This is a genomic window from Acidithiobacillus concretivorus, from assembly GCF_018853445.1.
GTDB lineage: Bacteria > Pseudomonadota > Gammaproteobacteria > Acidithiobacillales > Acidithiobacillaceae > Acidithiobacillus > Acidithiobacillus concretivorus.
In genome coordinates this window covers 1-253 of the sequence record NZ_JABELD010000187.1, presented here as the reverse complement: position 1 = coordinate 253, position 253 = coordinate 1, and the positions used below count along the sequence as shown (strand labels likewise).

The 253-nt window shown below is 45.8% G+C and carries 1 protein-coding gene; it reads left to right on the top strand.

Annotated elements, in window-relative coordinates:
- Positions 1 to 24: 24 nt before the first annotated feature.
- A partial coding sequence (locus HJG40_RS14740) for a hypothetical protein (protein ID WP_215864890.1) occupies positions 25 to 253 on the top strand: 229 nt, incomplete at its 3' end.

The window sequence follows — 253 nt, the reverse complement described above, 5'->3', positions numbered from 1 at the left end:
GTTCTTGGAAAAACGGGGCAAGGGATGTCCCTGGCTGATGCTTTAAGCGTGCTGCAAAACGCCAAAGGCAAAATCATTTTTGAAATGGATGCAGAAGATAAACAGGTTCCTGTAAGCAAAGCACATGCAGAGGAAGAAATTTTGGCGATGTTTCCAACTTTGACCAGGGGAAGCAATCCCGGTGCTGATTATTATCTGAACAAGATGCTTTCTGGTTACAGGCTGCTTTGTGCTGCCCTGGAAAAAGGCGGTT